This window comes from Curtobacterium sp. 320, assembly GCF_031455235.1.
Lineage (GTDB): Bacteria > Actinomycetota > Actinomycetes > Actinomycetales > Microbacteriaceae > Curtobacterium.
Map to the genome: position 1 here is coordinate 407,033 of NZ_JAVDSI010000001.1, position 21,921 is coordinate 428,953.

The 21,921-nt window shown below is 71.6% G+C and carries 20 protein-coding genes and 1 pseudogene; 8 read left to right on the top strand and 13 right to left on the bottom strand.

Translation table 11 applies throughout. From position 1 onward, the window contains the following. Positions 1–15 precede the first annotated feature (15 nt). The 4 genes from J2X60_RS02010 to J2X60_RS02025 all read right to left on the bottom strand — a co-directional run bounded on the left by J2X60_RS02010 (position 16) and on the right by J2X60_RS02025 (position 3,926). The gene (locus J2X60_RS02010; RefSeq protein ID WP_070418334.1) at positions 16–564 is read right to left on the bottom strand and encodes a TetR/AcrR family transcriptional regulator; all 549 of its coding nucleotides are present in this window, start codon (positions 562–564) and stop codon (positions 16–18) included. Positions 565–667: 103 nt separating this feature from the next. Then, positions 668–1,591, bottom strand: a complete 924-nt coding sequence (locus J2X60_RS02015; RefSeq protein ID WP_309886352.1) for a carbohydrate ABC transporter permease — start codon at positions 1,589–1,591, stop codon at positions 668–670. Beyond that, on the bottom strand, positions 1,588–2,628 hold the full coding sequence (locus tag J2X60_RS02020) for a sugar ABC transporter permease (RefSeq protein ID WP_309886353.1): 1,041 nt from the start codon (positions 2,626–2,628) through the stop codon (positions 1,588–1,590). Before J2X60_RS02020 ends, J2X60_RS02015 begins: the two co-directional genes overlap by 4 nt. Then, positions 2,625–3,926 (bottom strand): ABC transporter substrate-binding protein, encoded by a 1,302-nt coding sequence (locus tag J2X60_RS02025; protein ID WP_309886354.1) that lies wholly within the window; start codon positions 3,924–3,926, stop codon positions 2,625–2,627. The genes J2X60_RS02020 and J2X60_RS02025 overlap by 4 nt, the downstream gene beginning before the upstream one ends. Before the next feature lie 183 nt (positions 3,927–4,109). On the opposite strand from J2X60_RS02025, the gene J2X60_RS02030 reads away from it, so the two are divergent. The 5 genes from J2X60_RS02030 (at position 4,110) to J2X60_RS02050 (ending at position 10,238) form a co-directional block, all read left to right on the top strand. Then, a complete protein-coding gene (locus tag J2X60_RS02030) occupies positions 4,110–6,170 on the top strand; it encodes an aldo/keto reductase (RefSeq protein WP_309886355.1) in 2,061 nt (686 codons plus the stop codon). After that, the gene (locus J2X60_RS02035; RefSeq protein ID WP_071296384.1) at positions 6,149–7,171 is read left to right on the top strand and encodes a LacI family DNA-binding transcriptional regulator; all 1,023 of its coding nucleotides are present in this window, start codon (positions 6,149–6,151) and stop codon (positions 7,169–7,171) included. Before J2X60_RS02030 ends, J2X60_RS02035 begins: the two co-directional genes overlap by 22 nt. A gap of 220 nt (positions 7,172–7,391) precedes the next feature. Beyond that, complete coding sequence (locus J2X60_RS02040; RefSeq protein ID WP_070418338.1) at positions 7,392–8,915, top strand: MFS transporter; 1,524 nt, start codon at positions 7,392–7,394, stop codon at positions 8,913–8,915. 154 nt (positions 8,916–9,069) lie between these two features. After that, positions 9,070–9,579: a flavin reductase family protein gene (locus tag J2X60_RS02045; protein WP_070418339.1), complete on the top strand. Its 510-nt coding sequence runs from the start codon at positions 9,070–9,072 to the stop codon at positions 9,577–9,579. 44 nt (positions 9,580–9,623) lie between these two features. After that, positions 9,624–10,238 carry a superoxide dismutase gene (locus J2X60_RS02050; protein ID WP_070418340.1) on the top strand — a complete coding sequence of 205 codons (615 nt, stop codon included), beginning with the start codon at positions 9,624–9,626 and terminating at the stop codon, positions 10,236–10,238. A 100-nt stretch (positions 10,239–10,338) separates the two neighbouring features. On the opposite strand, the gene J2X60_RS02055 is transcribed toward J2X60_RS02050, so the two are convergent. Continuing rightward, the gene (locus J2X60_RS02055) at positions 10,339–10,914 is read right to left on the bottom strand and encodes a TetR/AcrR family transcriptional regulator (protein ID WP_309780054.1); all 576 of its coding nucleotides are present in this window, start codon (positions 10,912–10,914) and stop codon (positions 10,339–10,341) included. Between the two features lie 161 nt (positions 10,915–11,075). On the opposite strand from J2X60_RS02055, the gene J2X60_RS02060 reads away from it, so the two are divergent. Continuing rightward, positions 11,076–12,050: a PfkB family carbohydrate kinase gene (locus tag J2X60_RS02060; protein ID WP_309780053.1), complete on the top strand. Its 975-nt coding sequence runs from the start codon at positions 11,076–11,078 to the stop codon at positions 12,048–12,050. Between the two features lie 51 nt (positions 12,051–12,101). Here the strand turns inward: J2X60_RS02060 and J2X60_RS02065 are convergent, their stop codons facing one another. From J2X60_RS02065 to upp, 5 genes are all read right to left on the bottom strand, one after another. Further along, positions 12,102–13,547 (bottom strand): serine hydrolase domain-containing protein, encoded by a 1,446-nt coding sequence (locus tag J2X60_RS02065; protein ID WP_309886356.1) that lies wholly within the window; start codon positions 13,545–13,547, stop codon positions 12,102–12,104. Further along, entirely contained in the window at positions 13,544–14,893 is a 1,350-nt protein-coding gene (locus tag J2X60_RS02070) for a deoxyribodipyrimidine photo-lyase (RefSeq protein ID WP_309780051.1), read from the bottom strand. Before J2X60_RS02070 ends, J2X60_RS02065 begins: the two co-directional genes overlap by 4 nt. Continuing rightward, positions 14,890–15,402: a MarR family winged helix-turn-helix transcriptional regulator gene (locus tag J2X60_RS02075; protein WP_309780050.1), complete on the bottom strand. Its 513-nt coding sequence runs from the start codon at positions 15,400–15,402 to the stop codon at positions 14,890–14,892. The genes J2X60_RS02070 and J2X60_RS02075 overlap by 4 nt, the downstream gene beginning before the upstream one ends. Positions 15,403–15,684: 282 nt before the next feature. Continuing rightward, entirely contained in the window at positions 15,685–16,455 is a 771-nt protein-coding gene (locus J2X60_RS02080; protein ID WP_070418345.1) for a winged helix-turn-helix domain-containing protein, read from the bottom strand. 587 nt (positions 16,456–17,042) lie between these two features. Continuing rightward, complete coding sequence (gene upp, locus J2X60_RS02085; RefSeq protein ID WP_070418346.1) at positions 17,043–17,678, bottom strand: uracil phosphoribosyltransferase; 636 nt, start codon at positions 17,676–17,678, stop codon at positions 17,043–17,045. 76 nt (positions 17,679–17,754) lie between these two features. On the opposite strand from upp, the gene J2X60_RS02090 reads away from it, so the two are divergent. Beyond that, positions 17,755–18,186 (top strand): nucleoside deaminase, encoded by a 432-nt coding sequence (locus tag J2X60_RS02090; RefSeq protein ID WP_229086398.1) that lies wholly within the window; start codon positions 17,755–17,757, stop codon positions 18,184–18,186. 10 nt (positions 18,187–18,196) lie between these two features. Here the strand turns inward: J2X60_RS02090 and J2X60_RS02095 are convergent, their stop codons facing one another. Both J2X60_RS02095 and J2X60_RS02100 read right to left on the bottom strand, forming a co-directional pair. Then, a complete protein-coding gene (locus tag J2X60_RS02095; RefSeq protein WP_071296693.1) occupies positions 18,197–18,574 on the bottom strand; it encodes a hypothetical protein in 378 nt (125 codons plus the stop codon). Positions 18,575–18,634: 60 nt separating this feature from the next. After that, positions 18,635–19,591, bottom strand: a complete 957-nt coding sequence (locus J2X60_RS02100; protein ID WP_309780047.1) for a cation diffusion facilitator family transporter — start codon at positions 19,589–19,591, stop codon at positions 18,635–18,637. A 64-nt stretch (positions 19,592–19,655) separates the two neighbouring features. On the opposite strand from J2X60_RS02100, the gene proC reads away from it, so the two are divergent. Further along, entirely contained in the window at positions 19,656–20,486 is an 831-nt protein-coding gene (gene proC / locus J2X60_RS02105; RefSeq protein ID WP_309886357.1) for a pyrroline-5-carboxylate reductase, read from the top strand. A 196-nt stretch (positions 20,487–20,682) separates the two neighbouring features. On the opposite strand, the pseudogene J2X60_RS02110 reads toward proC, so the two are convergent. Then, a pseudogene (locus J2X60_RS02110) lies at positions 20,683–21,918 on the bottom strand (MFS transporter); the annotation flags it as partial. Positions 21,919–21,921 lie beyond the last annotated feature (3 nt).

Here is a 21,921-nt window from a genome sequence, read left to right on the forward strand (position 1 = left end):
AGCGACGAACTCGGTTCACGCTCCGGGCCGGGTGGCGATCAGCCGGTCGACCACGGCGAGGAGCGGCTCCATGTCGACCGAGGCGCGGTCCGGCCGGACCTCGCTGGCCGCGCCGAGGGACGCCGCGTGGTACAGCCCGTCGCCCATGAGCTTGATCGCCTGCGCCGTGGGGACGTCTCCGAGCGAGTCGACGAGCGTGGCCAGCCAGGCGTTCTCGGTCTCGTCGAGGGTGCGGCCCGCCTCTTCGTAGCCGGCCTGCTGCAGTCGGCTCGCGGCGAGGAGGGCGAGGTCGAGCTCGCTGCCCACGAACTGGCAGTTCCGCACGAAGTAGCGGGCGGCGCCGTCCTCGGCGTCACGCATGCGCTCGACGTCGATGGCGGAGAGGTCGGACAGGCGCTCGCAGAGTCCCTCGACCAGGGCGGCCTTCGAGCCGAAGTGGTAGAGCAGTCCGCCCTTGGACACCCCGGCCCGAGCGGCCACGGCGTCGAGGGTCGCCGGACGCTCTCCTTCCTCGCACACGATGGCGACGAAGCTGTCCAGGACACGATCGCGGGCGCTTGCCATGCCGGAAGTCTGCCATGCGACGCGGGCGTGCCGCGTCCGGCGGGCGCTCGGCGGGCGCAGCGCAGGCGCCGTGGGCCATCCTCCACGGCGCCTGCGGGTCCGGTCAGCCCTTCAGCGCCCCCGCCGCGATGTTCGCGATGAAGTGCCTCGAGCCGATGATGAACACCCCGATGAGCGGGAACACGCTGATCACGGCACCGGCCATCACCGAGCCGAGGTCGGTCGCGTTCACCGAGCTGAGCGAGGCGAGTGCCACCTGGAGCGTCTGTCCCTTCGGGTCGATCAGCACGATCAACGGCCACACGTAGTCGTTCCACGCCGTGATGAAGGTGAAGATGCCGAGGAACGCGAGGCCTCCGCGGAGCATCGGGACCGCGATCGACCACCAGGTGCGGAAGAACCCGGCGCCGTCCACGCGCGCGGAGTCGATGACCTCGTTCGGGATCGACCCGGTGGCGAACTGCCGCAGGAGGAAGATGCCGAACGCGTTCGCCGCCCCGGGGACGATGAGCGCCTGGAGTCCACCGATCCAGCCGAGGTGCGCCATGAGCACGAAGCTCGGCACGAGCGACAGGCTGCCGGGGACGAGGAACGTCGCCAGCATGACGGTGAACAGCGAGCGCTTGAACGGGAACTCGTACTTCGCGAAGGCGAACGCTGCCAGCGAGTCGAACAGCATGACCAGGACCGCGGTGCCGCCGGCGACGATGACGGTGTTGCCGAGCGCCCGCAGCATGTCGACGCTGCTGAACACCGTGGCGAGGTTCTGCATGGTGTGGTCGCTGAACCACAGCGACGGCGGGTAGCCGAAGATCTGCGCGTTCGACGACGTCGACATGACGAGCAGCCAGTAGAACGGGAAGATCGACAGCACGACGCCGACGATGAGGCACAGGTGCGTGACGAGCCGTCCGACCCAGCCGTGCCTGAACCCCCGGCGGTGGTCGTCGGCCCCGTCGGTGACGGCGTTCGGCCGTCCGAGGGCGGCGGCGGTGTTCGTGGTGCGGGGTGCGGTGTCGGCGCTCATGCGCGGGGTCCCTTCGCGCTGGTCGTGACGGTGCGCGGGGTGCGCAGTCGCCGTGGGGTCTTGAGCCCGTCGCGCTCGCTGAGCAGTCGCCAGTTGATGATCGCGAAGACCACGGAGAAGAAGAACAGCACCCAGGCGATCGCCGAGCCGTACCCGAAGTCGAACTGGTTGAACGCCTGGTCGTACTGGTAGAGCACGATCGTCATGCCGGCCTCGTCGGGGCCACCGACCGCCTGCCCGTTGAACAGGATCTGCGGCTCGGTGAAGAGCCCGAGGCCACCGATGGTCGACGTGATGACGGTGAACAGGATGACCGGCCGCAGCATCGGGATCGTGATCCGCGTGAAGATCTGCCAGGTGTTCGCGCCGTCCACCTTCGCCGCGTCGTACAGCTCGGTCGAGATCGACTGCAGGCCAGCGAGGTAGATGATCGCGTTGTACCCGGTCCAGCGCCAGATGACCATCACCGCGATCGTGACCTTGATGCCCCAGTACGACGAGAGCCAGCCGACCGGGTCGGCACCGACGGCTCGGAGCGCGGCGTTGACGAGCCCGAACCCGTCCGAGAACACCGAGCCGAACACGATGGCCATCGCGACCATGCTCGTCACGTTCGGGATGAAGAACGCGACCCGGTAGAACCCCTTCGCCCGGATGTTGCCGTGCAGCAGGAACGCGAGCACGAGGGCGAGGAACAGCATCGGGACGGTCGAGATGATCCAGATGATGAAGGTGTTCGAGACGGCGTTCCAGAACCGCGGGTCGGTCAGCAGGTACTGGTACTGCGCGAGGCCGACGAACGCGGGGGAGCCGACACCGTCCCAGTCGGTGAACGACAGCATGATCGAGAAGACGATCGGGAACAGCCCGAACACGAGGAACAGCACGTAGAACGGCGCGATCGCCACGTACTGCGGCCAGAACCGGCGGAGGCTGAAGCGGTGCCCGGTCGCCGCGGTGGAGATCGACGCGGTGGGGACGCCCCCGACGACGGGGTTCGCGGTGGTGGCGGTCTTCTCGCGGATCGGCGCGCTCATGCCGACACCCCGCGCTTCGCCAGGACGCGGTCGGTCTGGTCGATGGCGTCCTGCCAGGCGCGCTCCGGGTCCTTGCCGCCGGACTCCACGTTCGTGATCTCGGTCGCGAAGGCGCCGATGAACCGCTCCGAGTTCGAGATGTACGTCACGGGGACCTCCGGTGCGGCCTTGCTGAAGAAGTCGAGCGGGTTCTGGTCCCCGAAGAAGTCGCCGGGGTTGCGCATGATGCCGTTCTCGAACGACGCGGGTGTCGACGGGAAGAGCTGGATGTCGTTGTAGGTGTGGGACTGCACGTCCGCGCCGGTGATCCACTTGGCGAACGCCACCGCGGCCTCCGGGTCCTTCGACGTCTTGGGCACCGCCAGGAACGAGCCGCCGCTGTTGCCCGGTCGCTCGGGCTGCCGGGCGATCCGCCACTTCCCGGACAGGTCCGGGGCCGTGTCGTGGATGATCTGCGTCCACCACGCCCCCTCGATCTGCCCGGCGACCCGACCCGCGACCCACCCGGCGTTCTGGTCGGTCCCGGACTGCAGGTTCCCGGTGATGCCGGCGTGGATCGACTCGACCGCGTTCTCCCAGGCCTTCCGGATCGAGCTGTCGTCGTCGTGGTAGAGCGGCTGGTCGTCACGGTCGAAGTACCGGGTGGGGCTCGCGGAGACGAACTGGTTGAAGAGCTGCGTCGCGGTGATGATCGTCGCGGCACCGGTCTTCTGCTTGATCTGCTTGCCGAAGGTCCGGAAGTCCGCCCAGGTCTGGATCGCCGCGCTCACCTCGTCCGGATCGGTGGGGAGGTCGGCCTTCTGCAGGACGTCCTGGTTGTAGAAGAAGCCGGTGGGGCCGGTGTCGACGGGCCAGAAGCACTGCCGCCCGGACGGGGTCCGGCCGAGCGAGAGCTTCCAGTCGTAGTAGGCGGACTTCTCGGTGGCGGAGGGATCGAAGTCGGTGAAGAGGTCCTCGTCGGGGAAGTAGAGCCAGCAGTTCGAGTTCACCATGAGGACGTCGGGGATGAACGCGTTCCCGGCGAGGGCGGTCCGGAACTTGGTGTCGTACGACGCCCCGCCGATGAGGTCGGGCCGCAGCCGCATCGGTTCGTGGCCGCTGATGCCCCCGGCCGCCTGCTTCAGGAACTTCGGGTCGAGGGACCGGTTCCAGTACCAGAGGACGAGTTCGTCCGGGTCCTTGGAGATCGCGGTGCCGGTGGAACACCCGGCGAGGAGGGCCGTGGTGGCGAGTGCGCCGAGGGCGCCTGCGCCGGCGAGGAACCCCCGCCGGCTGAGACTGTGCGTTGCTGCTGTCACTGGAGTGCCTGCTCTCGTCGTTGAGATGCGGAACCGTTGAGCGCTCGACCGTGAACGCTCACGAAGTGGTCAGAGCATGCCCCGGCCGACACGCCGTGTCAAGCATCTGCATCGTTGCAGGTGCGGAGACGGACGGGTACGGTCGTCGGGACCGTGAAGGTTCACGACACGATAGGGATCCGCATGTCAGCGCAGACCGCGACCACCGCCAGCAGCACCTCCTCGACGGGGCACGACACCCCCGGCTGGGCCGTCCTCGGCCCCGGTGGGATCGCCCGCCGCTTCCTCTCCCAGCTGCCCTCGAGCGGCGTCGGGGCCACCCTCGTCGCGGCCGGCAGCTCGTCGGCGGCGCGAGCGGGGGCGTTCGCTGCCGAGGCGGCCGAGCACGGGTTCGCCGACGTCGCCGCGGCCACCTACGACGAGGTGCTCGCCGACCCGCGCGTCGACGCTGTCTACGTCTCAACGGTCCACACCGGGCACGCGGCGCTCGTCCTCGCGGCGCTCGCGGCGGGCAAGGCGGTCCTGTGCGAGAAGCCGCTCTCGCCGAACCACGGCACGTCCATGGCGCTCGCCGATGCCGCACGCCAGGCCGGCCTGCCCCTCGTCGAGGCGTACATGTACCGCTTCCACCCGCAGACCGCGGCCCTGCTCGACCTCGTCCGGCAGGGTGCCATCGGTACCGTCACGCACGTCGACGCCTCGTTCGCGTTCCGGGCGGGCAGCCGCTCCGGCCGACTCTTCGACGTCGACACGGCCGGCGGCGGGATCCTCGACGTGGGCGGCTACCCGGTGACCATGACGGCCGCGATCGTGCAGGCCGCGACCGGCGTGGCCGTCGCCGAGCCCACCGAGCTCACCGCCACCGGGACCGTCGGCCCGACGGGCGTCGACGAGTGGACGGTGGCACAGCTCAGCTACACCGGCGGGATCACCGCGAACCTCCGGACCGGCGTCCGCGTGCAGGACGACAACGCCGTGGTCGTCCACGGCACCACGGGGAAGATCACGCTCACCGACCCGTGGACCCTCGGCGACGACCCCACGATCGAGATCAGCACGGTCGACGAGGACCCGCGCACGCTGTCCTTCGCCGGCGCGCACCCCTACGCCCTCGAGGCCGACGCCACCACGGCGGCCCTCGCGGCCGGTCGTGTCGACGCCCCCGAGTTCACCCTCGACGAGTCGCTCGCCACCGCCCGGACGCTCGACAAGTGGCGTGCCGCGATCGGTCTGCGCTTCCCGTTCGAGGCCGAGACCGCCGACATCCCGACCGTCAGCGGCCGACCCCTCACGGTCGCCGCGCACGAGCCGGACCGTGCCGACAACCCGATGCGTTACGGCGAGGTCGCCGGTGTGGGCAAGCGCATGTCCCGACTGGTGATGGGCGTCGACAACCAGCCCGACCTGGCGCACGCGAGCGCGATCTTCGACCTGTTCGTGGAGCAGGGCGGCAACGTGTTCGACACCGGCTACATCTACGGCGGGGGCGTGCTCGAGGGCCGGCTCGGCAAGTGGATCCAGAACCGCGGCGTCCGCGAGGACGTGGTCGTGATCACGAAGGGCGCACACACGCCGTACTGCGACCCGGAGTCCCTCACCCGGCAGCTGCTCGAGAGCCTCGAGCGCCAGGGCACCGACTACGCGGACATCTACATGATGCACCGCGACAACACGGACATCCCGGTGGGGGAGTTCGTCGACGTCCTCGACGAGCACCGTCGTGCCGGCCGCATCCGCGTGTACGGCGGCTCGAACTGGACCCCTGCCCGGTTCGACGAGGCGAACGCCTACGCCCGCGCGAACGGCAAGCACGAGTTCGAGGTGCTGAGCAACCACTTCGGGCTGGCCGAGGCGTACGACGTGCCGTGGGCCGGCTGCGAGCACGCCACCGACGCGGCGTCGAAGCAGTGGCTCGAGGAGCGCCAGGTGCCCCTGCTGCCCTGGTCCTCGCAGGCGCGTGGGTTCTTCACCGGCCGCGCCAAGCCGGAGGACACGAGCGACGCCGAACTCGTGCGCTGCTACTACAGCGACGAGAACTTCGAGCGGCTGCGCCGTGCGTCGGAGCTCGGCGAGCGGTTCGGCGTCCCCGCGACGGCGATCGCCCTGGCCTTCGTGCTGCACCAGCCGTTCCCGACGTTCCCGCTCTTCGGACCGCGTACGATCGCGGAAGCCCGGTCGTCCATGACCGGCCTCTCCGTCGACCTCACTCCGGAACAGGTGGCATGGCTGGACCTCCGCGACTGACCGAACCCGTTCCCGCACCCGGCGGCCGGGCGACGATCATCGACGTCGCCGCGGCCGCCGGGGTGTCCCGGCAGACCGTGACCCGGGCGATGAACGGCATGTCCGGCATCAGCGCGGCGACGAAGGAACGGGTCCTCGCCGCCGCGGAGCGCCTCGACTACCGGCCGTCGCGCTTCGGCCGCGGGCTCGTCACGGGTGGCGACCACCAGCTCGGCCTCGTCGTGAACGACCTGCGCAACCCCTACACGCCGCAGCTCGCCTCGGCCGTGTTCCGGCTCGCCGCCGAACAGGGCTGGAACGTCATGCTCGCCGACGTCGACCTGGCGAGCGACGCCGACCGCATGGTGCAGGCGCTCGGGTCGCAGACGGACGTCGTCATCGGGTACCTCGGCTCCCGTCGGGACCGGTGGCGCGAGCTCCTCGGCACCGTGCCGATGGTCGAGCTCGACCCGTACTCGGAGCCACCGACCGCAGCCGTCTGGATCGACCCCGCCGACGCGATCGAGGTCCTCGCCGACCACCTCGTCGCCACCGGGGTCCGGCACCCGGTCGTGCTCGACAACTCCTCGCCGGAGCACACGAGTGTCCGCGGCATCCTCATGATGGACGCCCTCCAGCGGCGCGGGTACCTGCCCGAGCTCGTGCACGCGGAGCACGGCACGGCGGAGTGCGGTGCCGAGGAGACGACACGGATCCTCCGGCGACGCCGACGACAGGACGCGATCCTCGCCTTCAACGACGTGATGGCGCTCGGTGTCCTGCAGGCCTGTCGGCGGGCGGGCGTCGACGTCCCGCGGGAGCTCCGGGTCGTCGGCGTCGACGGCCTGCCGCTCGGCTCGCTCGTCTCGCCGACGCTCACCACGTTGGCGGTGGACCTCGACGAGGTCGCGCGTGAGGCGCTCGACCTCGCCCTCGGCATGCTCGCCGGCGAGCTGCCGCGGCAGGGTGACGCGGTGCAGCGCACGGTGCGGCACCGCCTGCTCCTGCGCGAGTCGGCCTGACGACGCGGCCAACGAGACAGCGCGACCGGAGGACGGACGGGAGGCGCGGTGCGGGCCCGCACCGCGCCTCCCGTCTAACATCAGTTGCATTTGCAACCATTACCGTCCAGACGGTACACTAACGGAGTCCTGACGGGATGCGTGCACACCCCGCGTCCCGTCCGGTCCGTTCGTCAGTTCCGCCGTCGACCTGGTCCGGCTCGAAGTCCCTGGAGTCACCGTGTCCGCCCTGCTCACCAGCCCGATCCCCACTGCCGCCACCGGCAGCCGCGCCCGCCGGTTCGCCGCCCTCGCGGTGCTCATGCTGCCCGTCCTCCTCATCTCGGTGGACAACACCGTCCTGAGCTTCGCGCTGCCGTCGATCTCGCGCGCGCTGAACCCGGACGCCACCACGCAGCTCTGGATCGTCGACGCGTACCCGCTCGTCCTCGCAGGCCTCCTCGTCGTGATGGGCAGCATCGGTGACCGCATCGGCCGCCGTCGGATCCTCGTCGTCGGTGCCACCGGCTTCGCGCTCTTCTCCGTCGCCGCGGCCTTCGCCACCGACGCCTGGATGCTCGTCGCCGCACGGATCGTCATGGGCGTGTTCGGCGCGATGCTCATGCCGGCGACCCTCTCGATCATCCGCAACGTCTTCGTCCACGCGGGGGAGCGGCGGATGGCGCTCGCCGTCTGGTCCACCATGTTCGCGGCGGGCAACGCCCTCGGGCCACTCGTCGGCGGCGTGCTGCTCGCGCACTTCCACTGGGGCGCGGTGTTCCTCGTCGCGGTGCCGATCCTCGTCGTGATGCTCGTCGCCGTGCCGTTCTGCGTTCCGGAGTCCCGCGACCCGAACCCGGGGCCGGTCGACGTGCCGAGCATGTTCCTGTCGCTCGGCGCCCTCGCTCCCATCGCCTGGGCGATCAAGTCCGTCGTGCACCCCGAGGAGCGCGGCTTCGCGATCGCGATGCTCGCCGTCGGCGTCCTGTGCGGCATCGCGTTCGTCCGTCGGCAGCTCCGCTCGCGGACCCCGATGCTCGACCTCCGGCTGTTCCGGAGCACGGCGTTCACCGGCAGCGTGCTCATGAACATGGCGGCGATGTTCTCGCTGACCGGGTTCCTGTTCTTCATCGCACAGCACCTGCAGCTCGTCGCGGGCCTCGACCCCTTCGCGTCCGGCATGGTGCTGGTGCCGGGGTCGATCCTCACGATCGTGGCGGGGCTCGTCGTCGTGCCGATCGTCGCCCGGGTCGCTCCGCGCTGGGTCGTCGCCGTGTCGCTGCTGTTCTCGGCGGCCGCGTACGCGATGGTCGCGGTCCTCGGGCACCACGCCTCGATCGTGGCGCTGGCGTTCGCGTTCGTGCTGCTCGGGATCGGGATCGGCGCCTCGGAGACGGTGACGAACGACCTCATCATCTCGACGGCGCCGGCGGACAAGGCCGGTGCGGCGTCGGCGATGTCCGAGACGGCGTACGAGATCGGTGCCGTGCTGGGGACCGCGGTGCTCGGGACGATCCTGGCCACGGCCTACCGGGCGCACGTCGTGGTGCCGGACGGGCTGTCCTCGTCGGCGCACACCGCTGCCCAGGAGACCCTCGGCGGAGCGGTGTCGGCGGCGTCGTCCCTCGGCGGGTCGGCGGGGCAGGCGCTGCTCGAGTCGGCGCGGGCCGCGTTCGACTCCGGCGTCACGGTGACGGCGGGGGTGGCCGCGCTCCTGATGGTGGTCGCGGCCGCCGGTGCCGTCGTCATGCTCAAGCGCCGGTAGCGCGAGGCTGCACCCGACGTCACTCGGGGTCACACGGCACGCCCGGGATCGACCGAACCTGGGAATCGTTGACCTCAACCATGGTTCAGGTCATACGTTGGGACATGGCCGCGGAGCCGCGGCCCTCCCCATCGAAGGAACGACCACGACTCCCATGCCCGACGCAGCACCGGCGAACATCGCGGACGCCTACAAGGCCGCCTTCCGGGGACACCCGGCCGGTGTCGCCGTCATCACCGCCGAAGGCCCCGACGGTCCGACCGGCCTCACCGCATCGAGCGTCGCGAGCGTCGCGATCGACCCGCCCGTGCTCGTGTTCTCGCTGTCCACGAACTCCGGGTCCGCCGGGGTCGTGCTCGGCGCCCCGATCTTCGTGGTGCACCTCGTCGACTCGCTCGGCGTCGCCCTCGCCCGTCGCTTCGCCTCCACCGGCAGCCCCGCGGCCGACGACCCGATCTGGGGCACCCTGCCGTCGGGTGACCGCTACCTGCCGAGTGCCGCGAGCGCCCTGCGCTGCCGGCCCCTCTCGACCACACCGATCGGCTCGTCGACCGTCGTCGTCGCCGAGGTCCTCGACATCGTCGTCGGCCTCGAGCGGGGCGAGCCGCTGGTCTACCACAACCGGGAATTCCACTCCCTCACCGATCGTTCCCGGCTCTCGTGAGCCGCGGAGCACCATCCGCACACCACTGATCGAAAGGAACTCACATGGCTGAGTACACCCTGCCGGAGCTGCCGTACGACTACGCCGCACTCGAGCCGCACATCAGCGGCAAGATCATGCAGCTGCACCACGACAAGCACCACCAGACCTACGTGACGGGTGCGAACACCGCGCTCGAGCAGCTCGCCGAGGCCCGTGAGTCCGGCAATCTGGCGAACGTCAACAAGCTCGAGAAGGACCTCGCGTTCAACCTCGGTGGCCACGTCAACCACTCGATCTTCTGGACCAACCTCGGCCCGGACACGAAGGTCCCCGAGGGCGAGCTCGCCGCGGCGATCGACGAGTTCTTCGGCTCCTTCGAGAAGTTCCAGGCCCAGTTCACCGCCGTGGCCACGGGCATCCAGGGTTCCGGCTGGTCCGTCCTCGCCTGGGACACCGTCGGCCAGAAGCTGACCACGTTCCAGCTGTTCGACCAGCAGGCCAACGTGCCGTTCGGTCTCGTGCCGATCTTCATGCTCGACATGTGGGAGCACGCCTTCTACCTCGACTACCTCAACGTCAAGGCGGACTACGTCAAGGCCGTGTGGAACATCGTCGACTGGGAGAACGTCGCCGCGCGCTTCGCGAACGCGAAGTCGCAGAGCTTCGTCACCCTCTGAGACGGACGCAGCGTGTCACGGTCGTGACCCGGTGAACGACGGGAGGCGCGGTGCCGGCTGGCACCGCGCCTCCCGTCGTTCGTCGGTGCGCGTCGACCGCTCAGGCCGACTGGACGTGGGCCCCGGCGACCAGCTCGTGCGCGATCGCGCGCAGCGCGGCGTCGGGCGCCGTGCGCTCGCGGTCGACGATCGTGCCCCACTGCACGCCCCGAGCCGCGAGGACGGCACCGCGGGCCGCTCGTTCGGCGTCCACCGCGCCGTAGCCGTGTTCGGCGCACCAGGCGGCGATCGCGCTCACCTGCGCGCGGTGGAAGGTGCGCTCGCGATCACGGCCGTCGAGCGACTCGACCGATCCGAGCTCGAAGGTGAGCCGGGCGGCGAGGGAGCGCTCGGGGTCGTCGAGCCCGCCGAACACCGCGATGAGGTAGTCGGTCAGCCCGAGGTCGTCGGCGCCGGGGTCGAGCGTGACGTCGGAGACGGATTCCGCGAGGTGTTCCACCACGGCGTCGATCAGGGCTTCGCGCGTGCCGAAGTGGTACACGATCGGGTAGGCGCTCGTCCCGAGCACCCGGCCGAGGCTGCGGACGGAGACGTCCTCGAGCTTGGTGTCCTGCAGGTGCTCGGCCACCTTCGCGATGATCGCCGGCTTGAGTGTCGGGTCGGGCTTGCGGGGCATGGCGTCTCCAGCGGGCGTGATGGGAAGTACGCGACCGTTCACATACGATCACAGAGTATATTACTGAAGGTCACCGGGAGACAGCCGGGAATCCATCGCATGTGCGAGCTTTTTCAGCAGCCAAAGCGGAGTTTTACTCGATTCCACGTAGGATGGGCCTGATGTCCATGCCTCCAGAGCGCCCTGTGGCCCCGTCGCGCCCCGAGGCACCCCGTGCCGGGCGGGCGGTCGCAGGACGCCGCCGCGGGGCGGGGAAGCGATTCCTCGTGGTCGGCGACGTCCTCGACGGCGTGCTCGTGCACACCACCGCGGTGTCCATGGGGTCGCACGACCCGGCCGCGGTCATCCGGCACCGACCGGTCGGTGCCGCGGGCAACACCGCGACCTGGCTCGGCTGGCTCGGCGCCGAAGTGGACCTGGTGGGGCGGGTCGGCGTGGACGACGTCTACCGGCACGAGCGATCGCTCGCCGACGCCGGTGTCCGCGCGCACATCCGCTACGACGCCCGGACCGCGACCGGCGCCGTCGTGTCCGTGCGGAACGGGAACGGTCGGACCGCGATGTCCGATCCCGCAGCGAGCGGGGTGCTGTCGGCGGAGGACCTGCCGGTCGACCTCGTGGCGCGCGCGGACATCGTGCACCTGACCGGCTCGGCGATGCTCGGCGGAGGCGGTCCGGACCGCATCGCGGCACTCGTCGCCCAGGCCCGGTCCGGTTCCGCCCGGGTGTCCCTCGACCCCTCGTCCGCCGCGGTGGTGCGTGCGGTCGGTGCGTCGGAGTTCCTCGAGGCGCTCTCCGGCCTCGATGCCCTCTTCCCGAGCGAGGACGAGGCCCTCGCGCTGACCGGAGCACCCACCGTCACGGAGGCGATCGAGTCGCTCGCCGACCGCGTGCCCCTGGTCGTGGTGACCATGGGGACCGAGGGCGTCCTGCTCGGGCGGCGTGGTCGGACGCCGCAGCGGGTGCCGATCACGCCTGCGACGGTGGTGGACACGCTCGGCGCCGGGGACGCGTTCGCGGCGGGGTTCCTCCGTGCGTGGGCGACCGATCCGGTGCGGGTCGCGGCGGCTGCGCGCGAGGGCACGCGGGTCGCGGCGCGGGCGCTCGGGTTCGTGGGCGGGCGTCCGCCGGTCTGACGCTCGCGCGTCAGCGCTCGTTGGGTGCGGCCCGGTCCACTGGTCGCGGCGTCAGCGCTCGCTGGGTTCGGCCCGGACCACCAGGGTCTGCACGAGGCCGGCCGCGAGCGGCGCCAAGCGGATCTCGACCCGCAGACGACCGGCCGTCCCCGGCAGCCACCAGCGCAGGTGCGACGGGGCCAGGGACTCCTCGGCCAACGGTTCCGCCCCGAGGTCGGCACCGACGGCCGCCACCGCTTCCGCGACGGCCCGGCGGCGTCGTTCGTACGGCACGTCCATCGCCACGTTCGGCGTGCAGATCGCATCGGCGAGGTCGTCGTCCCAGAGGGCCAGGAGGCGCGTCACGGCAGCCTGCGCCGCCCGCGTCGCGTCCACGGTCGGCCCGGTGCCGGGTGCACGGACCGCCGCGGCGGTCCCGCGGGCGGTCAGCACGAGGTCGAGCGCCCGGTCCGCCGCCGCCGAGACCTTCGCCTGCGTGGCGTTCTCGAACGCGACGACGCCGAGGCCGTCCCGGACCGACCACCGCATGTGCGCCGAGAACCCCGGGTACCCGCCGGAGTGCGAGACGAGCTCGCCGAACGCCGGGTCCTGCTCGACGAACAGCCCGAAGCCGTAGGCCGTCGCGCGGCTCGAGGTCGGCACCACCGCTCGGGGCACGACCCGCATCGCCTGCTGCATGAGTCGGCGGTCGGCGGGGGAGACCGGTCCGGGTTCGGGCGCCTCGGTGAACGCCGACGCGAGGTGCCGACCCCAGCGGGCCAGGTCGGTGACCGTCGAGAAGAGCCCGCCGATCGACGAGAACGCGCCGGGACCCGACATCGGCAGCGGCTCCCACGTGCCGACGCCCGCCCCGTCAGCGGCGGGGCGCACGCCCGTGACCACGTGACCGCGGGCGTCGTCGGCGCGGAAGACGGTGTCGCGCAGGCCGAGGGGGTCGAGGACGAGCTCGGTCGCGACCTCGGGGAAGGGACCGCCGGCCACGACGGCGATCGCCCTGCCGAGCAACGCGTACCCGGTGTTCGAGTAGGCGAACCGGGTGCCCGGGACCGAGTCGAACAGGAGCCCGGCGCGCAGGACGTCGTCGAACTCGGCGTCGGAGATCGACTCCTGCCGGTCGGCCCACGGATCGTCGGTCGGGAAGCCGCCGGCCATGGTGAGGAGCATGCGCAGCGTCGGCACGGGGGAGTCGGCGGTGGGCAGCACGACGTCCGCGAAGGCGGGCACGAAGTCCGTGATCGGGGCGTCCAGCCGGACACGGTCGTCCGCGACGAGGGCGAGCAGGGTGGCCGCCGTCACGCTCTTCGTGCAGGAGGCGATCCGGTACACGGTGTCGGCGTCGGGAGCGATGCCGTCGCCGCGGTCGCCGTGCCCGCCCGAGGCGACGAGCCCGGTGCGGTCGAACACGCCCCAGACGCTGCTCGGTGCGACGCCGCGTTCGACTCGTTCGCGGAACAGCGCGTCGACGTCCGCGATCACCTGCGGATCGGTGCCGCTCACGACCGGCGCATCCGGTCGTACGCGTCGAGTGCCCGCTGCCGGGTCTCCTTGAGATCGAGCATGGGCTCCGGACGGTCTTCGTCGGCGGGGACCCAGCGGTGCACGTACTCGCGGTGCGGGTCGAACCGCTCGAGCTGCCGGTCCGGGTTGAACACCCGGAAGTACGGCGCCGCGTCGAACCCGGAGCCGGCGACCCACTGCCAGTTCGCCGCGTTGTTGGCGGAGTCGGCGTCGACGAGGGTGTCCCAGAACCACTGCTCGCCCACGCGCCAGTCGACGAGCATGTTCTTCACGAGGAAGCTGGCCGTCGCGAGCCGGACCCGGTTGTGCATCGCACCCGAGTGCCAGAGCTCCCGCATGCCCGCGTCGACGAGGTCGAACCCGGTCGTCCCCGTGCGCCAGCGGTCGACCTCGGCGTCCGGGACGTCCCGCCAGGGGAAGGCGTCGAACTCGCGCCGGACGTTCACCGTGGTGATGTCCTCGCAGTGGAAGTACTCGTTCCAGTTGAACTCGCGCCAGGCCAGCTGCCGGAGGAACGCTGAGGCGTTCCTGCGCTGCTCGGGCTCGAGCTGGCCGTGCAGGCGGTGCCAGACCTGGTACGGGCTGACCTCGCCCCACCGCAGGTGCGGGGAGAGGTCGCTCGTGGCGGCCATCGCGGGTTCGTCGCGCTGGTCGTAGTCCTCGAGCGCATGGTGCACGAAGTGTTCGAGCCGCCGGTGCGCGCCCTGCTCGCCGGGTTCCCAGGCGTCCCGGAGGCCGCCGGCCCAGTCGGGGTGCGTCGGCAGCAGGTCCCAGTCGTCGAGGTCGTCACTCGCGACCCGGGGCGCCGCGGGGAGGTCACGCGGCTTGGGCAGCGGGTGGCGGGGCTCGGGCATCGCCTGGGCGGCACGCCAGAACGGCGTGAACACCTTGTACGGCTCGCCCTGTCCGGTGAGGACGGTCCACGGTTCCCAGAGCAGGCTCGCGGCGAAGCTGTGCGCCTCGGTCCCGCCGTCGGTGAGCGTCGACTTGATGCCGGCGTCGAGGTCCCGCTCGGCTCGGCCGTACCGGCGGTTCCAGAACACCGCGTCGGCGCCGGTGTCGGACACGAGCGCGTCGACGGCCTCGGCAGCTGGCCCGCGGCGGAGGACCAGACGGGACCCGCGCTCGCGGAGTTCACCGTCGAGCGCGGCGAGCGAGTGGTGCAGCCACCACCGGGCCGCAGCCCCGATCGGGCGGATGCCGGGGGACTGCTCGTCGAGGACGTACGCGACCGTGACGTCGCCGCCGTGGTCGATCGCTGCTCGGAGTGCCGGGTTGTCCGCGAGACGAAGGTCGTCGCGGAGCCAGACCAGGGCGCCGGTCACACCGCTGCCGCGTCGACGTCGGACGCCGCCCGGGTCCCGCCACGTCGGGGTGAGGCCGCACCGGCCGCGGTCCGGAGCTTCGTGCAGAGTTCGGTGAGCGTGCGCAGCTCGGCGTCGTCGAGGCCGGCACCGACCTGGTCGGCGATGGTCTGCGCGTGCTGGACGGCGACGGCGCGGTACACGTCGAAGCCGTGCGCGGTGAGGGCCACGATCACGCCGCGGGCGTCGGCGGGGTCCGGCTGCTTCTCGACGATGCCGCGCGCGGAGAGCCGGTCGACCAGGCGGCTGACGCTCGGCTGCGTGAGGAGCAGGTGACCGGTGAGTTCGCGCATCCGGCATCGGCGGCCCGGCTGCGTGGAGAGGTTGAAGCAGACGTCGTACTCGTTGAACGAGATCTCGCCGCCCGGGAAGTCGGCGTTGAGCGCGCGCATCACCGTGACCTGGGCGCGGAAGAGCGCTTCCCAGGCCGCGACGGCGGTCGCCTTCTCGCTGCGGCGTGGCTCGTTCACGATCCCGCTCCCTCTGGTCGTACGGTCATGCCACACTACCGACGGCCTGGGACACGCGATGCTGCTGACGCGCAGCCGTGTCCCCCGGGACGCAACGAGGGCCGGTCATCACTGGGATGACCGGCCCTCTCCCTTGCACCAAGAGTGTCCTGCAATCACATTCCACAGGCGGTGCCACAGCAAACACCGTCTGCACGCACGACTGTATAACGAACGGGTAACGACGCGCTACCGGACGCGGCGGTCGTTCGCTGCGAGTTCACCAAGAACGACCGATCAGGATCAGAAGAGGTCCGGCGACGGCGTCGATGCGTAGCGCACGGCGACGTCCGCGTGGCGGTCGAAGCGGTAGCCGACACCGCGCACGGTGCGGACGATCTCCTCGAACGCGCCGAGCTTCGAGCGGAGGCGACGGACGTGGACGTCGATCGTGCGCTCGTTCGGGGTCTCGTCCTCGCCGTCCGACCACAGGCCGTCGATGATCGCCGAGCGGTCGACGGTCTGGCCCTCGCGGAGGACGAGGAACTGCAGGAGCTCGAACTCCTTGTACGTCAGGGGAGCGGCCTCGCCGTCGAGCGTGACGCGCTTCCGGGAGATGTCGATGACGACCCCGGTCTCCTCCGGCTCGGGCTTCTCCGCCTGCTTGCGGGCGGCCACGGCGGAGCGGTCCTGCAGGGCGAGCCGGACGACGTCGACGTCACGGCCGCCGGAGCCCTCGGCGGCGACGGCCACCGCGGCGTACGTCTCCGAGGTGGGGACGAGCTGCGCGGTCAGGGCCTTGAGCTGCTCGACGACCGCAGCGAGGGTCGTGCCCGCCGCCGCTGCCTTCGCCTCGTCGATGCCGACGTAGAGGGCGAAGCCGCGTGCCTCGGTGCCCTCGGGCAGGGCACGGTTGCGCTGCGGGGCGACGACCGGGCTGGTCGGCACGCCGGTGGCGACGGGCGGCGCGACGGGCTCGCGACGCGGACGGATCGGGGTCACGGTGCCGAGGTCGGTCGGCGCGGGTGCGGCGGTGCGGAGGGCGGTGCGGGGCTGAGCGATGGTGAGCGACATGGCGGTTCTCCGGGCGATGTGGCTGCGGTGTCGAGGTGTGCCGCGGCCGTGTCGAATGCGTCGGTCCGGGTACGGCGAGTGCCGTGGGCTCTGCGGTCCTGCTGCGGACCGGGGCCGACCCGGGGGTACGGGAGACAGACCTCGTGACGTGGTGCGCGTCGTCGACGTGGTCGTCACCCGGGGATCACGCTCGCGCGACGGGGGTGGTGTCGCGGGGGATCCGGCTGGAACGGGTGCCGATCAGGCACACATTCGACAACGCATGACGGCCGTGGCCGGCATCATCATGCCGGCGGTCCCCTGGGCCTCGGAGAGGACGCGGGTGGACACGGTTGCAGTCATGGGACGAGTATCGGTGGGATACCAACGTCGTGTCAACCGTCCGCACGGACGGTGCCGTGCACCGGACGGCAGACGGACAGGAGGCGGGGGGGGCGCCGGGCCCCCCCCCCCCCGCCGGGGGGGGGGGGGGGGGGGGGCCCGGGGGCCCCCCCCCCCGGGGGGGGGGGGCCCCCCCCCCCCCGGGGGCGGGGGGGGGGGGGGCGGGCCCCCCCGCCCCCCCGCCTCCTGTCGGAACGTGGTCGTGTCTACTCGGCGAGACCGTAGAGGCGGTCGCCCGCGTCGCCGAGGCCTGGAACGATGTAGCCGTTCTCGTCGAGCTTCTCGTCGAGCGCACCGAGCACGATCGAGACGTTGCGGTCGCCCACGGCGGCCTCGACCGCGGCGAGCCCCTCGGGCGCGCCGAGGATGCAGACGCACGTGACCTCTTCCGCACCGCGGTCGAACAGGAAGTCGATCGCGGCCGCGAGGGTGCCGCCCGTGGCGAGCATCGGGTCGAGGACGAAGCACTGCCGGCCGGAGAGGTCGTCGGGCAGGCGCTCGGCGTAGGTCTGCGGCTCGAGGGTCTCCTCGTTGCGCGCCATGCCGAGGAAGCCGACCTCGGCCGTGGGGACGAGCTTGACCATGCCCTCGAGCATGCCGAGCCCGGCACGCAGGATCGGCACGACGAGCGGGCGCGGCTTCGCGATCGAGACGCCCATGGTGTGTGCCACCGGGGTGTCGATCGGCGTCGCGGTGACCCGGACGTTGCGCGTGGCCTCGTACGCGAGGAGCGTGACGAGCTCCTCGGTGAGGGCGCGGAACGTGGGGGACGGCGTCGTACGGTCGCGGAGCACCGAGAGCTTGTGGGTGATGAGCGGGTGGTCGGCGACGTGGACTCGCATAGGGTCGAGCCTACCGTGCTGCCGACCGCCAGGAGGTTCCGTGGAAGCACCCGCCGCCCGCCCGTTCGTCCCCGCGATGGAACGCGCGCTCGACGAGGCCCGCGCGTGCCTCGCGACCGGGGACGTCCCGGTGGGGGCGGTCGTCCTCGACCGGGACGGCGCGGTCGTCGCCGTGGGACGGAACGAGCGCGAGGCGCGACAGGACCCCACGGCGCACGCCGAGGTCCTCGCGCTCCGGGCGGCCGCGGCGGCGATCGGCGACTGGCACCTCGAGGAGCACACCCTGGTGGTGACGCTCGAGCCGTGCCCGATGTGCGCCGGTGCGGTCATGGCGGCCCGGGTGCCGCGGATCGTGTTCGGCGCGTGGGACCCGAAGGCCGGCGCGAGCGGGAGCGTCTACGACGTCGCGCGGGACCGCCGGCTGCCGCACCGGTCCGAGGTGATCGGCGGGGTGCTCGAGGGGGAGTGCGCCGCGCTGCTCGACGCGTTCTTCGCCGAGCGTCGCTGACCGGTGGGCGTCACTTCCAGAGGACCGCGACGAACACGTTGACGATCGCGAGCGCCCCGGCCGAGTGGAAGAACGGCAGGGCGGCCTTCGCCGTCGCGGTGCCGGCGTCCGCTCGCTTCTGACGCGCCCGCGCGACGAGCGCCAGCACGAGTGCGACCGCCGCGATGACGAGCTTCACGCCGAGCTTGACGTGGTTCGCGCCGCCGTCCTGCGTCGCGTCGATGATCCCCATCATCCCGAGGCCCGTGACGAGCTGCACGACGAGGCCGGTGATCGGCCAGGAGGTCTGGAAGCCGCCCTTGCGGCGGACCTGCACCAGGAAGGCGCCGATGACGGCAGCGAGACCGAGGAAGTGGAGGACGAGCAGGATGCTGAAGAGCGCCGACATGTGACCATCGTGGATGACCGGCAACGGCGCTCGCCAGCAAGGTTCCCCTGAGTCTGCGGCTCAGTCTGCGGCGCGGATCACGATCGCCTCGGTCGGCGGTCGGGGGCCCGTCCGGAGCACGTCGGGTTCGACGTAGATGACGCGTGCGATCGGCACCGCCTGCCGCACCCGGTGCTCGACCGTGTCGATGCCCGCAGCGACGTCGCCGAGCCGTCGGTCGCCGTCCACCGCGACCTTCACGCCGACCATGAGCTCGTCGGGGCCGAGGTACAGGGTCTTGATGTGGATGATCGAGTCGACCTCGGGCCCGTCGAGCACCGCGTGCTTGATGCGCTCGACGTCGGCCGCGGTGGCACCCTCGCCGACGAGGAGGCTCTTCGTCTCGATGCCGAGCACGACCGCCACGGCGATGAGCAGCGCGGCGATGCAGATCGTGCCGATCGCGTCGAACACGCCGTTGCCCGTGATCGCGGTGAGGCCGACGCCGAACAGGGCGAAGACGAGGCCGAGCAGCGCCGCGGTGTCCTCGAGCATCACGACGGGGAGCTCCGGGGCCTTGGCGCGGCGGACGAACTGCACCCAGCTCTGCCGGCCCTTCTGCGGTCGTGCTTCCTTCAGTGCGGTGCGGAGGGAGAAGCCCTCGAGCCCGATCGCGATGACGAGCACCACGAGCGGCAGCCACCAGTTCTCGAGCGGGTGCGGGTGGGTGAGCTTCTCGATGCCCTCGTAGAGGGAGAACACCCCGCCGACCGAGAAGAGGATGATCGACACGACGAACGCGTACACGTAGCGCTCACGCCCGTAGCCGAACGGGTGCTCCTCGTCGGCGGCACGCCGGGCACGACGGCCGCCGAGGAGCAGGAGGAGCTGGTTGGCGGAGTCGGCGAGCGAGTGGACGCCCTCGGCCAGCATCGACGCGGAACCGCTGATCGCCGCGGCGATGAACTTCACGATCGCGATCCCGACGTTCGCACCGAGTGCGGCGAGGATCGCCCTCGTGCCTCCAGAAGCGCTCACAGCTGTCCCCTTCTCCCGATCTGTTGGACGATCCTAGGCGAGGGCGCTCGGTAGGGTCTGGGGCATGACGATCGAACTGCCCCGCACCGCCCTGCTCGGCGTCGGCTCCATGTCCGGCGCGGTCCTCGACGGCCTGCTCGCCGCCGGTCTCGACCGGGCCACCGTGACCCTGACGACGAAGTCGGAGCAGTCCGCCGCGGCACACCGGGAGCGTGGCCTGGACGCCACCGCCACCGACACCGACCCCGACGCGAACCGGGCAGCGGTGCGCGGCGCGTCGCTCGTCGTGCTCGGGGTGAAGCCCTACGCGATCGGTGACCTGCTCGACGAGGTCTCGGCGGACCTCGAGCCGGGGACCGTCGTCGTGAGCGTCGCCGTGGGGACGACGACCGCGAGCATGGAGGCGAAGGTGCCGGCCGGTGTCCGGGTCGTCCGAGCGCTCCCGAACACGCCGATCGGCGTCGGGCACGGGGTGACCGGGATCAGCGCCGGAGCCTCCGCGGACGCCGACGCCGTCGCGCTCGCGTCCTCCGTGTTCGACGCGTCCGGTGTCGTGATCGAGGTGCCGGAGTCCCAGCTCGACGCGCTCTCCGCCGTCTCGGGCTCCGGGCCCGCCTACGTCTTCCTCCTCGTGGAGCAGTGGCAGCAGGCCGCCGAGATGCTCGGGTTCTCCCACGACCAGGCCGAGGCGATGGTGCAGGGCACGCTCCGCGGTGCCGTCGAACTGCTCGCCGCCTCCGGCAAGGAGCCCGCCGACCTGCGGAGGGCCGTCACGAGTCCGAAGGGGACCACCGAGCGTGCCGTCGCGGTGCTGCAGGACGCCGATCTCGCGGGGACGTTCGAGCGGGCGTCCCGCGCGGCGATCGCCCGCGCCGAGGAACTGGCGAAGGGCTAGCGGTCGTCCCGGCACGTCCGGCCCGGACCATCGCCCAGACGACGAGCACCCCGGCGAGCACGGTGAGCACCGACCCACCGATCGTCACCGCGTGGTCGAACGCCACCCCCTGGGCGTGGGTCCACGGCGTCGCGGTGAGTGACCCGGTGAACACGGCACCGAGCACCGTGCCGGCGATCGCCACCCCGACGGCCGAGGCCACCTCGGACGAGGTGTCCACGAGGGCGGCGCCGATCGTCGTGCGGTCCTCCGGCAGCCCGTGCAGGACGTTCGTGCCGGCGACCACCCCCACGACCCGCATGCCCGCGGCGACGAGCACGAGCGCCAGGGCGATCCACCCGTAGCCGAGCGGCCCGAGCAGCGTGTACACCGCGAGCCCGACGACCACGGCGGCCGCGCTCGACCACGCGGCGTGCCCGAGTCCGACGTGCCGGACGAAGGGTCCGACGAACGCGCTCCCGGCCACGAGCACGGCGACCTGCGGGAGCATGCCGATCGCGGCGAGGGCGGGCGGCCACCCCCAGGCGAGCTGCAGGTGCAGCGTCACCAGGTAGCCGAGGCCCGCGACCGCGAGGCCCGTGGCCGCCTTGTACGCGAGGCCGCTCGAGACCAGCGGCCGGGCGACGAGCGCGAGGTCGAGCAGCGGGTGCTCGACGCGGCGCTGTCGCACGGCGAACCAGACGCCGCCGCCGATCGCGCCGGCCGTGGCCGCCCAGGCCGTCCAGTCGTCGAGCCCACCGCCGGCGAACCGCGTCGGCGCGACGAGGGCGAGGACGATCGTCACGGTCCCCAGTGCCGCTCCGGTCCAGTCCACGGGAGCCCGGTGCAGCCCCGCTGGGTCGTCCGCGGTGACACCGACGCGGATCCCCACGAACGCGAGTGCGGCGATCGGGACGTCGACGAGCAGGAGCACCTGCCAGGGCGCGACGGCGAGGACGAGTCCGCCCACCGTCGGTCCCACCGCGAGCCCGACGAGCCCGACGGTGGAGATCACCGTGATCGCCCGGACCCGCCGCTCGTCGTCGTCGAAGAGCCGGAACGCGAGGGCCATCGACCCGGGGGTCGTCATCGCCGCCGCGATCCCGGTGGTGACCCGGACGGCGATCAGCTGGTCGGCGGTGGTGACGAACGCGGTCGCGAGGCTCGCCAGCCCGAGGAGCACGAGCCCCACGAGCATCACCCGGCGTCGGCCGTACCGGTCCGCGACGGCACCCGCGGCGAGCATGAGCCCGCCGAACACCACCGAGTACGCCGTCGTCACCCACTGCAGCCCGGTCGCACCGACCTGCAGCTCGCGACCGATCGTGGGGAGCGCGACGTTCAGGACGGAGTTGTCGAGCATCTCGAACAGGAAGACCGCGGCGAGCCCGGCGAGGGCGACACGCGATCCGCGCAGGGATCGGGGAGAGTGGGGGGACCGGACGGCGTTCATGCG